General features: G+C 73.5%; 12 protein-coding genes and 1 tRNA gene. 8 read left to right on the top strand and 5 right to left on the bottom strand.

The window, feature by feature from the left end; all coding sequences use genetic code 11:
* The 3 genes from ACIRST_RS40835 to ACIRST_RS40825 form a co-directional block, all read left to right on the top strand.
* Window positions 1-90, top strand: a 90-nt coding sequence (locus tag ACIRST_RS40835; RefSeq protein WP_144385854.1) for an acyl-CoA dehydrogenase family protein, incomplete at its 5' end; no start/stop codon positions are given.
* Between the two features lie 86 nt (window positions 91-176).
* A complete protein-coding gene (locus ACIRST_RS40830; RefSeq protein ID WP_402809522.1) occupies window positions 177-917 on the top strand; it encodes a TetR family transcriptional regulator in 741 nt (246 codons plus the stop codon).
* A gap of 167 nt (window positions 918-1,084) precedes the next feature.
* Entirely contained in the window at window positions 1,085-1,801 is a 717-nt protein-coding gene (locus tag ACIRST_RS40825; protein WP_350523873.1) for a YukJ family protein, read from the top strand.
* Window positions 1,802-1,943: 142 nt separating this feature from the next.
* On the opposite strand, the gene ACIRST_RS40820 is transcribed toward ACIRST_RS40825, so the two are convergent.
* Window positions 1,944-2,028 (bottom strand) — tRNA-Leu (locus ACIRST_RS40820).
* Window positions 2,029-2,319: 291 nt separating this feature from the next.
* Between ACIRST_RS40820 and ACIRST_RS40815 the strand changes: the two genes are divergently transcribed.
* The 3 genes from ACIRST_RS40815 (at window position 2,320) to ACIRST_RS40805 (ending at window position 5,316) form a co-directional block, all read left to right on the top strand.
* Complete coding sequence (locus ACIRST_RS40815; protein ID WP_350523872.1) at window positions 2,320-3,651, top strand: M20/M25/M40 family metallo-hydrolase; 1,332 nt, start codon at window positions 2,320-2,322, stop codon at window positions 3,649-3,651.
* A gap of 272 nt (window positions 3,652-3,923) precedes the next feature.
* Window positions 3,924-4,163, top strand: a complete 240-nt coding sequence (locus ACIRST_RS40810) for a chaplin (protein ID WP_350523871.1) — start codon at window positions 3,924-3,926, stop codon at window positions 4,161-4,163.
* Window positions 4,164-4,461: 298 nt separating this feature from the next.
* Window positions 4,462-5,316 (top strand): chaplin, encoded by an 855-nt coding sequence (locus ACIRST_RS40805; RefSeq protein ID WP_350523870.1) that lies wholly within the window; start codon window positions 4,462-4,464, stop codon window positions 5,314-5,316.
* A gap of 151 nt (window positions 5,317-5,467) precedes the next feature.
* Here ACIRST_RS40805 and ACIRST_RS40800 read toward each other — a convergent pair whose 3' ends face one another.
* Window positions 5,468-5,677, bottom strand: coding sequence for a DUF5703 family protein (locus ACIRST_RS40800; RefSeq protein ID WP_037901221.1), 210 nt, complete (start codon window positions 5,675-5,677; stop codon window positions 5,468-5,470).
* A 362-nt stretch (window positions 5,678-6,039) separates the two neighbouring features.
* On the opposite strand from ACIRST_RS40800, the gene ACIRST_RS40795 reads away from it, so the two are divergent.
* A complete protein-coding gene (locus ACIRST_RS40795) occupies window positions 6,040-6,645 on the top strand; it encodes a hypothetical protein (RefSeq protein ID WP_350523869.1) in 606 nt (201 codons plus the stop codon).
* Window positions 6,646-6,787: 142 nt separating this feature from the next.
* On the opposite strand, the gene ACIRST_RS40790 is transcribed toward ACIRST_RS40795, so the two are convergent.
* Together ACIRST_RS40790 and ACIRST_RS40785 are read right to left on the bottom strand one after the other, a co-directional pair.
* Window positions 6,788-8,989 (bottom strand): helix-hairpin-helix domain-containing protein, encoded by a 2,202-nt coding sequence (locus ACIRST_RS40790; RefSeq protein WP_402809517.1) that lies wholly within the window; start codon window positions 8,987-8,989, stop codon window positions 6,788-6,790.
* Between the two features lie 59 nt (window positions 8,990-9,048).
* Window positions 9,049-10,029, bottom strand: a complete 981-nt coding sequence (locus ACIRST_RS40785) for an aldo/keto reductase (RefSeq protein WP_350523867.1) — start codon at window positions 10,027-10,029, stop codon at window positions 9,049-9,051.
* A 251-nt stretch (window positions 10,030-10,280) separates the two neighbouring features.
* Here ACIRST_RS40785 and ACIRST_RS40780 point away from each other — a divergent pair, with 251 nt between their 5' ends.
* Window positions 10,281-11,327, top strand: coding sequence for an LLM class F420-dependent oxidoreductase (locus ACIRST_RS40780; RefSeq protein ID WP_402809515.1), 1,047 nt, complete (start codon window positions 10,281-10,283; stop codon window positions 11,325-11,327).
* A 65-nt stretch (window positions 11,328-11,392) separates the two neighbouring features.
* Here the strand turns inward: ACIRST_RS40780 and ACIRST_RS40775 are convergent, their stop codons facing one another.
* On the bottom strand, window positions 11,393-12,373 hold the full coding sequence (locus ACIRST_RS40775; RefSeq protein ID WP_350523865.1) for a magnesium and cobalt transport protein CorA: 981 nt from the start codon (window positions 12,371-12,373) through the stop codon (window positions 11,393-11,395).
* Between the last annotated feature and the right edge of the window lie 130 nt (window positions 12,374-12,503).

The following is a 12,503-nucleotide window of genomic DNA, read 5'->3' as shown; positions in this document are numbered from 1 at the left end:
GAGCGGATGATGCGGGACGCGAAGATCACGCAGATCTACGAGGGCACCAACCAGGTCCAGCGCATCGTCATGGCCCGCAACCTCCCGTAAGGCGGTTCGAGCGTCGCCGACGGCCGGAGCGGAGCGCGCCCCGGCCGTCGGCGCCCGGGCGGTGCGCCGGTGTTAGGTTGCCGAGAATGAGCGAGAAGGAAGAGCAGGACCTGCCCATGAACGACGGGCCCGCCAAGCCCGCGATGCGCGAGGCGCTGGTCGCCGCGGCCTTCGAGCTCTTCCTGGAGCGCGGCTTCGAGCAGACCACCATCGACGACATCGTCTCGCTGGCCGGAGTCGGCCGGCGCTCCTTCTTCCGGTACTTCCCGGCGAAGGAGGACGTGGTCTTCCCCGACCACGAGCGCAGCCTCGCCGAGATGACGGAGTTCCTGGAGTCCGGCAACGGCGAGGAGGACCCGGTCAAGCACGCCTGCGACGCCGCCCGCCTGGTCCTGCGGATGTACGCCGAGCAGCCCTCCTTCTCCGTCCAGCGCTACCGGCTGACCCGCAAGGTGCCCGGCCTGCGGGCGTACGAGCTGTCGGTGGTCTGGCGCTACGAGCACACCCTCGCGGCCTACCTGCGCGGCCGCTTCGGCGACCGCCCGGACGGCCCGCTGCGCGCGGACGTGATCGCCGCGGCCGTCGTCGCCGCGCACAACCACGCCCTGCGCACCTGGCTGCGCACGGGCGGGGAGAGCGACTGGGTGGCCGAGGTGGACGCGGTGATGGCCTTCGTCACCGGCACCTGGAGCGACCGCCCGTCCGAGAGCGGCGGCGAGGGCGAGTCCGACGAGGTCGTGGTGCTGGTCGCCAGCCGGCGGGCGCCGCTGTGGCGGATGGTCCAGGGCATCGAGAGCGCCCTGGGCGGAGACACCCGCCAGGTCTGACCGGCGGGCCCGACCGGCGGGCGGGGGTGCCGGGCTGTCAACGTTCGGTGAGCCCGGAACCCCTTCGGGGGACGGGAAGTGAACTTCCGTCGATTCACGGGTGGTTGCGCCACCGCATGCGCCATAACGGAGGGGTCCCTGCACCACCGACTCCGAGGACCCCACCGATGCCGATCAGCAACTACGGCGTGCTCGCCGCCACCGCCGTCGACCGGCGCCGCGAGGGCGGCGCCGACACCCCGCACTACCAGATCCACCTGCGCGACGGTCAGGGCGCCGACTACCGCGCGGCGGTCAACGTCCTCTCCCAGCAGGCCCCCTCGGACCTGCTCTACATCGTCGTCGAGGACTTCCGGCACCCCGTCACCGAACTCCTCCCGCCGGCCGGCAGCGGCTGGAACGCGCTGCCCTCCCGGCCGGACACGGCGAGCCTGGACTTCGTCCGCGGGCACCTGTTCGACCCCGCCGCGATGCGCGTCCTGCCGCCCGACGCCCCGGGGGCGGACAACGACCTCGCGGACCTGCTCGACCACCACGTCCAGCAGGCGATCGCCGGCCCGGCCGCCGCCCTCTACGTCTTCGGCCAGCGCTTCGGCCCCGAACCCACCGTCCCCGACAAGGTGTTCGGCTTCCTCCCGGGAAACGGCGTCCACGACATCCACATGAACCAGGGCAACAGCGGCCGGTTCAGGACCGACGACGGCGTCCGGCAGGACGGCGGCCTCCTGATCCACCTGCCCGCCCGGAACCGCTGGACAGCGATCTTCCTCGCCTTCCAGTCGCAGTCCTGGCACACCGACGACCGCACCGGCCACACGATCCCCGCACGGACGCCCGTCCCGAAGCCCACCCGGCACCACCAGCCCGCCGACCGGCAGCCCTGAGGCGGGCGGGCTCCGGGCGCGGGGCACCGGAACCACCGGGTGCCCTGATGCCCCGGAGCCTTGCAGCCCCGGAGTTCCGGAGCCGGCCTTGCAGCCCCGGGAAAACAAAAGGAACCCCAGACGAATCTGGGGTTCCTGTCGGTGTCCGAGGGGGGACTTGAACCCCCACGCCCGATAAAGGGCACTAGCACCTCAAGCTAGCGCGTCTGCCATTCCGCCACCCGGACTAGGTGTCGTCCTCGCGGCTTCCGATCTCTCGTCCGTCGCGCTGACAGATGTAACTGTAGCAAAGATCGGCTTGGGCTCCCAAAACGGTTCCCGGCCGGGGCGCGCGGCGGGTGGCGGGAGCAAGGGCCGGCGTGTGGCGGGGGCGTGACCAGGGGGTTTCGGGGGCGTGCGGGGGGTGGATCCGGTCGGGGGGCTGGGGGAGGATGGGCGGACGTGCTCGTACGGCCCGGGTGCAGGTCCTGGGGGTGGCGCGCTGGTGCGTCGGTGCGGGCCAGAGACGAGGAGTGACCGTGAGCGAGCGGAGCGAGTCGGCGGCGCCGAAGGTGACGGCTGAGTCGGAGGTCGCCGGGATCTGTCGCGATCTGATCCGGATCGACACCAGCAACTACGGGGACGGCTCCGGCCCGGGCGAGCGCAAGGCGGCCGAGTACGTGGCCGAGCAGCTCGCCGAGTTCGGACTCGAACCGAAGATCTTCGAGTCGGCCAAGGGCCGCGCCTCGACGGTGGTGCGGATCGAGGGTGAGGACCGTTCCCGCCCTGGCCTGCTGATCCACGGCCACACCGACGTGGTGCCGGCCAACGCCGCGGACTGGACGTACGACCCGTTCGGCGGCGAGATCGCCGACGGCTGCGTCTGGGGCCGCGGCGCGGTCGACATGAAGGACATGGACGCGATGACCCTGGCGGTCGTCCGCGACCGGCTGCGCACCGGGCGCAAGCCCCCGCGCGACATCGTGCTGGCCTTCCTCGCCGACGAGGAGGCCGGCGGCACGTACGGGGCGCGCTACCTGGTGGACAAGCACCCGGGGCTGTTCGAGGGCGTGACCGAGGCGATCGGCGAGGTCGGCGGCTTCTCCTTCACGGTCAACGACCAGGTCCGCCTCTACCTGGTGGAGACGGCCGAGAAGGGCATGCACTGGATGCGCCTGACGGTCGAGGGCCGGGCCGGCCACGGCTCGATGGAGAACGACGACAACGCGATCACCGAGCTGTGCGAGGCGGTCGCCCGGCTCGGCCGGCACCAGTTCCCGCTGCGGATCACCAAGACCGTCCGGGCCTTCCTGGACGAGCTGTCGGACGCCCTCGGGGTCGAGCTGGACCCGGAGAACATGGACGAGACGCTGCGCGTCCTCGGCGGCATCGCCAAGATGATCGGCACCACGCTGCGCAACACCGCCCAGCCGACCATGCTCGGCGCCGGGTACAAGGTCAACGTGATCCCCGGTCAGGCCACCGCGCACGTGGACGGCCGCTTCCTGCCCGGCTACGAGGAGGAGTTCCTGGCCGAGCTGGACAGCGTGCTCGGCCCGCGCGTGAAGCGCGAGAGCCTGCACTCGGACAAGGCGATCGAGACCGGCTTCGACGGAGCGCTGGTCGAGGCGATGCAGACCGCGCTGCGCGCGGAGGACCCGATCGCCCGCGCGGTGCCGTACTGCCTGTCGGGCGGGACGGACGCCAAGTCCTTCCAGGACCTGGGGATCCGCTGCTTCGGCTTCGCGCCGCTGCAGCTGCCGCCGGAGCTGGACTTCGCCGGGATGTTCCACGGCGTGGACGAGCGGGTGCCGGTGGACGGCCTGAAGTTCGGCGTCCGGGTGCTCGACCGGTTCATCGACGCCTGCTGACCGGTTCGCCGTCGCCCGCTGATCAGGCGACTGGGTCGGCCCGCTCCCGGGGTTCCGGGAGCGGGCCGACCGCATTGTCGGAGCTGATGATTGTGGGACGGGTTCGGGGAGATCGACAGAAACGATTCCTCCCGGAATCCCAAGCCGATTGTTTGTGCGAGACCTCACCGTTGCGGGTGAATGGGAATCCTGTTCCGTACCCCGTTTGCCGCAGCGTCGTTCATCCCTGTGCAGCCCGCCGAACGGGTTGCGTTGTCCATACAGGAGGAATGATGAAGGTCAACAAGAAGATCGCCGCCGTCGCCGCCGCCACCGGTGGCCTGGTGCTCGCTGCCGCCGGTGTCGCGTCCGCACACGCGGGTGCCGAGGGTGTGGCCGCCGGTTCCCCGGGCGTCGTCTCCGGCAACCAGATCCAGATCCCGGTTCACGTCCCGGTGAACGTCTGCGGCAACACCGTCAGCGTGATCGGCGTGCTGAACCCGGCGTTCGGCAACCACTGCGCCAACATCTGAGTCGACCTCCGGGCCGCTGAGGCCCGTTGAGAGGACTCGACCCGGCCCCCGGGCGGCGGACGCGCCGCACCGGGGGCGTTCGCGTGCGCGGCGCGCGTCCGCCGGGCCGTGATACAGGTCGGCGACACGATCGCTCGATCGGGTGAAGCTGCAGCGTTCGGCCCAACCTCACCGTTCGCCCCTCGTTAACTCCTGTGCAGTCGAAGACCCTGCGTGATTTACGGATAGGCAAAAATTCCGACTTTCATAAGGTTCACGTCAAGGTCAAAACCTCGTCTCGAAAACGTCAGGGGAAAACATGAGGAATGTAGCCAAGAAGGGGATCCTCACGGCCGTGGCCACCGGCAGTGTGCTGGCCTCGACCGCCGGCTACGCCTACGCGGGCGCCGAGGCGCAGGGGGGTGCGGTCGGATCACCCGGCGTCGCCTCGGGCAACTCGGTGCAGGTGCCGGTCGAGGTGCCGATCAACGCCTGCGGCAACACGGTCGACATCATCGGTGCGCTGAACCCGTCGTTCGGCAACCGGTGCGCCAACGCGAGCGGCGGCCGCCACGCGGCCCCCCAGGGCAGCCAGTCCGGCCAGTCCGGCCACGCCGGCTCCGGTACGGCCGGCTCCGGCACCGCGGGCTCCGGTGCCGGCGGGAGCCGGGGCACCACCGCCTCGGGCGCCTCGGCCTCCGGCGTCGCCGCGGGCTCGCCGGGCGTCGCCTCCGGCAACAGCATCCAGGCCCCCGTGCACGTCCCGGTCAACGCCTGCGGCAACTCCGTCAACGTGGTCGGCGTCGCCAACCCGGCCTTCGGCAACGAGTGCGGCAACGTGGCCCGGCCCGCGCCGGCCCCCGCGCCGAAGCCGAGCGACGACTGCCCGCCGGAGATCAGCCACCCGACCCCGCCGAAGACCGGTGGCGAGACCACCCCGGGCATCCCCCGCACCGGCGGCCCGTCCACCCCGCCGGCCACCACCGCCCCGGGCACCCAGGCCGTCCCGGCCGCCTCCCGGACGACGGCCCCGGCCGCCACGCCGAGCGCCCCGGTCGACAGCCAGCTGGCCTCCACCGGCGCCGGCGGCGTCGAACTGCTCGGCGCGGCCGGCCTGGCGCTGCTGCTCGGCGGCGGCGTGCTCTACCGCCGCGCCCGCGCCGGGGCCCGCTGACCCCTCGCAGCCGCGGGCCCGCGCGTCGTCGTGGACGACGACGCGCACCCACCGTGGAGAACGACGCACCCGCGGTCGCCGGATGAACGGGCGGCCGCGGGTGCGTGAAGGCTTCGTGCCGGTGATCGCTCGGGGCGGAGCGCCCCGCCCGTCACCAGTTCCGGACCTGGCGGATGATCCTGCGCTTGAGCCGGACCGTCCGGCTGCCGTCGGGGAACAGCCTCAGTCGGTCGAGCTCCCAGTGCCCGTACTCGGCGTGCTCGGTGAGCAGTTGGCGGGCCGCGTTGCGCGTGGTGCCGCGCGGCATGCGCAGCGACTGGTACTCGTACTCCGGCTGCCGGACCGGCTTGCGTGGGGTCAAAACGCTCCTCCTGGGGATCACCTTCGGGCAAGCCTACGGCCTGCCCCGGACAGTCGGCCCGGATATTTCCGGCCGTCCTCCCGCGCGGGAGCGGCGCCCCGACGGCCCGCGGCCCGGACAGCCGACTGACAGTGCATCAGTTCTGTTGCTGCTGTGGAGGGGATACCCCGATCCCGGCGTGCGAAGCGGTACGCGGACGGCCCCGCCCGACCTGCTGCGCGCCCTCTGCGCCGGCCCGCGCCGGTTCCGCAGGGGGACGTACCCGTGCAGATCGGACATCAGGGGGGAAGTTGCGGTGAAATCGCGGGTGTAGGTGACAACCGCTGTGCGTACCGACACCGCGGGGAGATAGCGTCTGCACCATGTCTGATGCCGCGCAGCCCACCATTGCCGAGGTACGCGCCGCCGCTGAGGCGGTCAAGGCCGCCATCGACCGTCATCTGGAAGCGGTGTCAAGCCCCAACACCTCCGACGATCCCGCCGTGTCCGCTGCCTACGAGCAGCTCGCGACGGCGGCCATCGCCTACGACCAGCTCCTGTACGAGGCCTACGACGAGGTCACGCCCTTCGAGATCCCCGGGGACGAGGGTCCCGGCGGGTACCACGGCCCCGAACAGCCCGAGGCGATCAGCGTGTTGATCCGCCGCGACTACCACGTCGTCGACCCCAAGCGGTTGCGCGCCCAGGCCGAGCGGCTGGACGAGTCGCTGACCCCGGGCGGCGCCGGCGCGGGCGGGGTGAACGCCGCGATCGGCGTGCTGTTCGGCGAGTACGAGCCGGACGAGATCGCCGCGCGCAGCGAGGAGTTCGGTCTGGAGGAGGCGGACTCGACGCTCTGGGTCGCGGCGGCCGAGCCGACCGAGCCGGGGGAGTGGCTGCCGGAGCCCTTCGAACACGCCGACCCGCAGCTGCTGATCTGCCGGTTCGACGTGAGCGAGGTCTACGACGACGAGGACCCGGACGACTGACGGAGTCCGGGACGGACGACGGGCGGGCCCCACACCTGGGGCCCGCCCGTCGCATGTCCGCCGCGCGGCGCGGCCACCGCCCGGCGCCGCTGCGGCTCAACGGCTACGGCAGGGCGCCGCTGCGGCTCGGCGCGGCGACGGCTCAGTACGCCGAGGCGGCGTTCTCGGCGAGGACCGCCCGCAGCCGGGTGGTGCGCGGCTGCGCCGGGCGCTCGGCCACGGCCTGGGCGAGCGCCGGGCCCGCCGCGTGCACCACGGACAGGTGCCGCTCGCCGCGGCCGAAGGCGGTGTAGACCCACTGCCGGGTGAGCCCCGGAGCGGCGTCCTCCGGGAGCACGACCACCACGCCCGGCCAACGGCGGCCGAGTGCCTGGTGGACCGTCAGTGCCCAGCCGTGCCGCAGCCGGGCGACCTCGGCGGGCGGGACGGTGCGGCGCGAGCCGTCCGCGTACTCCAGGTGCAGGCCGGTGGCGTCGCCGTCCAGCACCCGGGCCGGGTGGGTGATGCCGGGCGCCGGTGAGTCGACCACCCGGTCGCCCGGGTCGAAGCCGCGGAACCGGCCGGGGCCGGGGTTCAGCCGCGCCTTGGCGGCGGCGTTCAGCACCCGGGTGCCGGCCGCACCGCCGTGGCCGGGCGTGAGCAGCACCACCTGCTCGGCGGGGATGCCGAGCGCGCGCGGGATGGAGTCGGTGAGCAGCTGGACGGCACGGTGGACGGCCTCGCCGGCGTCCTTGGCGGTCAGGAGGACCACCTCCTTGTCCGGCGCGTCGACCTGCTGGAGCTCGCCGATGCCGACACCGGAGACCAGCTCGCCGATCGGGCCGAAGTCCGGGGTGCGGGAGGCGACCGCCGGGCAGGCCTTGGTGGCCAGCAGGTCGGCGAAGAAGCGGCCGGGGCCGGCCGACCAGAGCTGGTTCGGGTCCCCGCTGAGGACCAGTCGGGTGCCGTCGGCGAGCGCTTCCAGGACGGTCGCGGCCAGTTCGACGCCCAGCAGCGGGGCGTCCAGGACGACCAGCAGGTCCAGGGCGAGCATGCCGTCCGGGGCGCGGCCGGGGCCGGCGCTGCCGGAGAGCAGGTCGGCCAGGGTGACCACGGCAGTCCCGGCGCCGGTGTCGGCGCTGGTGTCGGCCTCGGCCCCGGCCCCGCAGAGCACGGCGAAGGAGTCCCGGCCCTGGTCGGTCCAGGTGGCGGCCCAGGCCCGCAGCCCGAGGGCCCGGGCGGCGGCGATCAGCGCGGCCGGTTCGGCGCGGGCCGCCTCGCCGCCGGTGTGCAGCACCAGGGCGCTGTCGGCGACGGCGCGGATCAGGGCGGTCGCGGAGGAGGACGGCGCGGCCTCGGCGGCGGCCTCCCAGGCGGCCGGTCCGGGAGCGGCGGCGGGTGCGGCGCTGCCCGGGGCCTCGGAGTCCTCGGCCTCGTCGGCGTCGCCCCCCTCACCGGACTCCGGCTCCGCCTCCGGGTCGGTGTCCGCGGCATCGGCCGCCGGGTCGACGTCCTCGCCGGGAACGAAGGTCGCCATCAGCTGGACCAGGCCCTCGGCGAGGGAGTCCTCCGCCATGGCCAGCCGCTCCAGCGCGAGCAGCGTCCGGGTCGGCGGCTCGTCGTCCTCGCCGCCGGCCGCGTGCGCCTCGGCTCCGGTCAGCTCCTCCTGGGAGGGCAGCACCCGACCGTCCTCGACGGCACTCCCGATGGCTGCCGCCGGGTCCGGCATCCGGAGCCGTTCGAGCCCGGCGGCCACCTCGGTCAGTTCCAGGGCCGAGTGCCCGCGCAGCGCCGCCTGCTCCAGCAGCCACGGCACCAGCGCCTGGGCGCGGCGCTCGTCGCCCGGCCCGGAGTCGGGGCCGAGCAGCCCGCGGGCGAAGCCGTCCGCGTGCTCGGGGCGGACGCCGGGCAGGTCCAGCACCGCCCACGGGTTGGTGCGCAGCCGCTCGGCGGCGTCCTCGCCGAACTCGGCCAGGGCGGCCGCCGCCAGCTCCGCGGGGGCACCGCCGGCGGTCAGCACCGCGGCGACCTCCTGGAGTGCGTCGCCGCGGGGGCCGTCGGGGGCTGCGGCGGTCGCACCGGTCGGGGCGCCCGCCGCAGCCGGCGGGGCCTGGTCGGCCGGCTCCGCCCTCCGCGATGCCGGAGCCGGTGCCGGTGCCGGAGCCTGCGTCGGTGCCGAAGCCGGAGCCGGTGCAGCAGCCCCCGGAGCCGGAGCCGGTGCGGCAGCCCTCGGAGTCGGGCCCCCGGCCCCGGCCCCCTGCCGTTCGACCGCGCGGATCCGCTCCGCCAGCTCGGCCAGCTCCGCCGCCTTGTCGGCCGGAGTCGCCGTGGTCTCCGCCGGAGCGCCGTTCCCCGTGTCACTCATCGTCGTCCGCTCCAAAGGTCACTCCACTGCACGTTCCGCTCGACGATCCGGCCCGGGCTTCACAGCTCGGTCCACCCCTGGTCCGGGTAGCGGTGCACGGGCGACGAGATGTCGTCCAGCGCGCCGCGGATCTCACCCGGAAGCGTAAGCTCCTCCACCGACAGCGCCGCCTGCAGCTGTGCCACCGTCCGTGCCCCGACCAGCGCGCTCGCCACTCCGGGCCGGTCCCGGACCCAGGCCAGGGCGACCGCCAGCGGGCTGCTGGCGAGCCCGTCGGCAGCGGTGGCGAGGGCGTCCACGATCCGCCGCGAGCGGTCCCCGAGGTACGGCTGGACGAAGCCGGCCAGGTACGGCGAGGCGCCGCGCGAGTCCTGCGGAACTCCGTGCCGGTACTTGCCGGTGAGCACGCCGCGGCCGAGCGGCGAGCCGGCCAGCACCCCGGTCCCGGCGTCCAGCGCGGCGGGCAGCGCCTCCCGTTCGATGCCGCGCTGCAGCAGGGAGTACTCCAGCTGCGCCGCGGCCAGCGGCACCCGTCCGTGGTGGGCGCGCTGCCAGGTGGCGGCCCGGGCGAGCTGCCAGCCGCTGAAGTCGCAGACCCCGACGTAGCGGGCGCGCCCGGAGGAGACGGCGATGTCGAGCGCGCTGAGCGTCTCCTCGACCGGGGTCGTCGGGTCGAAGGAGTGCACCTGCCAGAGGTCGACGTAGTCGGTGCCGAGGCGGTGCAGCGAGGCGTCCAGGGCGGCGAGCAGGTGGCCGCGCGAGCAGTCGAAGCGGCGGGCGGAGTCGGGGACGCTGCCGGCCTTGGTGGCGATGACCAGTTCGGAGCGCGGGACCAGGTTGTCGGTGAGCCGGGAGATCAGGTACTCGGCGCCGCCGTCGGCGTACACGTCGGCGGTGTCGACCAGGTTGCCGCCGGCCTCGACGAACTCCTTGAGCTGCTCGGCGGCCTCGTGCTCGTCGGTGTCGCGGCCCCAGGTCATGGTGCCGAGGCCGAGCCGGGAGACCTGCAGGCCGGTGCGGCCGAGGTGACGCTGTTCCATCGGACGGGCCCTCCACTGGCCGGTGGCCCCGGGCGTTCCGGCAGCCCTGAAAACGCGCAGGTGGGGAGTGCGCTCCCCACGTCGGCTGAGCGTAGCGGCCGGTGCGCGGACAGGTGCGAAGACCCGCAGAACGATCACCGCCGGCGGCGGCCGGGGAAGTGTGACCCGGGCCACCACTACTCGTCAGTAGCATGTCCGGCGCGGGCGCGGTTACCCTCGGCCCGACCCCAACCCACTGGAAGGTGCGGCAGATGCGACTCGGGATCAACCTCGGCTACTGGGGACTCGGCATGGACGCCGACAACATCGCCGTCGCCCAGGAGGCGGACCGGCTCGGCTACGCGGTCTGCTGGGCGGCGGAGGCGTACGGCTCGGACGCCGCCACCGTGCTCAGCTACGTCGCCGCGAAGACGGAGCGGATCGACGTCGGCTCGGCCATCTTCCAGATCCCGGCCCGCACCCCGGCCATGACGGCGATGACCGCCGCGACCCTGGACACCCTCTCCGGCGGCCGGTTCCGCCTCGGCCTCGGCGTCTCCGGCCCGCAGGTGTCCGAGGGCTGGTACGGCGTGAAGTTCGACAAGCCGCTGGCCCGCACCCGCGAGTACGTGGAGATCATCCGCAAGGCGATGTCCCGCGAGCGCCTGGTCCACGAGGGCGCGCACTGGACCCTGCCGCTGCCCGGCGGCCCGGGCAAGCCGATCAAGCTCACTGTGCACCCGGTGCGCGAGCACGTCCCGCTGTACATCGCCGCGATCGGCCCGAAGAACCTGGAGCTGACCGGCGAGATCGCCGACGGCTGGCTCGGCATCTTCTTCTCGCCCGAGCACGCCTCGATGTCCCTCGACCCGCTGACGGCCGGCCGCGCCAAGGCCGGGAAGACGCTGGACGGCTTCGACCTCTGCCCGACCGTCAACCTCGCGGTCGGCGAGGACGTCAAGGCCGGGGTCGACGCCCTGCGCTCGTACGCCGCGCTCTACATCGGCGGCATGGGCAGCAAGGAGAAGAACTTCTACAACCAGCTGACCCGGCGGATGGGGTACGAGCAGGCCGCCGACGAGATCCAGGAGAAGTACCTGGCCAAGGACTACGCGGGCGCCGCGGCCGCCGTCCCGCACGACCTGGTGGACGCCACCTCGCTGATCGGCGACACCGCCCGGATCGCCGACCGGATGCAGGCCTACGCCGACGCGGGCGTCACCACGCTCACCCTGGCCCCCGCCGGGTTCACCCTGGACGAGCGGATCCGGGCGCTGCGCACCGGTGTCGAGGCCCTGGAGCGCGCCGGACTGGCCTGAGGCGCCGGGGAACGGGCCCGGCCGTACCCGTACGCGGACCCGCGGCACCGGGGGAGCAGGCGGCGCTACAGCCAGTCGTGCCGCTTGAACACCCGGTGCAGCACCAGGCAGACCACGGCCATCAGCACCAGCACCGCCGGGTAGCCCCAGACCTGGTGCAGCTCCGGCATGTCGTCGAAGTTCATCCCGTAGATGCCCGCGATCATCGTCGGCACGGCGGCCAGCGCCGCCCAGGCGGAGATCTTCCGCATGTCGTTGTTCTGCTGCACGCTGACCTGCGCCAGGTTGGCGTTGAGGATGTCGGACAGCAGCCGGTCCATGCCGTCCACCTGGTCGTTCACCCGGGCCAGGTGGTCGGCGACGTCCCGCAGGTAGGGCGCCGTCTCCGGGCGGACGAAGCGGGCACCGCGCTCCAGCGTCAGCATCGGCTCCAGCAGCGGGCCGGTGGCGCGGCGCACGGACATCACCTGGCGCTTGTAGCCGTAGATCCGCCCGGCGGTGTCGCGGCCGACCCGGCCGGGGGAGAAGATGTCCGCCTCCAGCTCGTCCAGGTCGACCTGCAGGGCGGTGGCCACGTCCACGTAGCCGTCCACGATGGTGTCGCAGACCGAGTGCAGCACCGAGCTGGGGCCGTAGCGCAGCAGCTCGGGGTCCTGTTCCAGCTGGGTCCGCAGGCCGCCGAGCGGGGAGTCCTGGCCGTGCCGGACGGTCATCACGAAGTCGGGGCCGAGGAAGACCATCACCTCGCCGACCGTGACGACGTGTGCGCCGGGGGCGTAGCCGAGGGTCTTCATGGTGACGAACAGCGAGCCCTGGTAGGCCTCGACCTTGGGACGCTGGTGGGCCCGGACGGCGTCCTCGACGGCCAGCGGGTGCAGCGCGAACTCCTTGCCGACGTGGTCGAGTTCCTCGGCGGTCGGTTCGAAGAGGCCTATCCAGACGAAGCCGTCCGGACCGGCCGCGCGGGCGGCGGCGAGCGCGCCGGCCAGGTCGTCGGGAGCCTCGATCCGGCGGCCGTCGCAGTAGGCGGCGCAGTGGACGATCATGCGGGCCATTGTCACCCGACCGGGGCCGTGGGGCACGGATCCGGTCCGGATTCGGAACGGAAGCGGGACGGAAGCCGGGGCGGAGGCGGGCGCGACCGGAGCGGATCCGGGGTGGGGCCCGGCGCGCGAC

This window comes from Kitasatospora sp. NPDC101447 (assembly GCF_044767225.1).
Taxonomy (GTDB): domain Bacteria; phylum Actinomycetota; class Actinomycetes; order Streptomycetales; family Streptomycetaceae; genus Kitasatospora.
The sequence above is the reverse complement of the archived record's forward strand: the minus strand, read 5'-3'. Positions and strand labels throughout refer to the sequence as shown.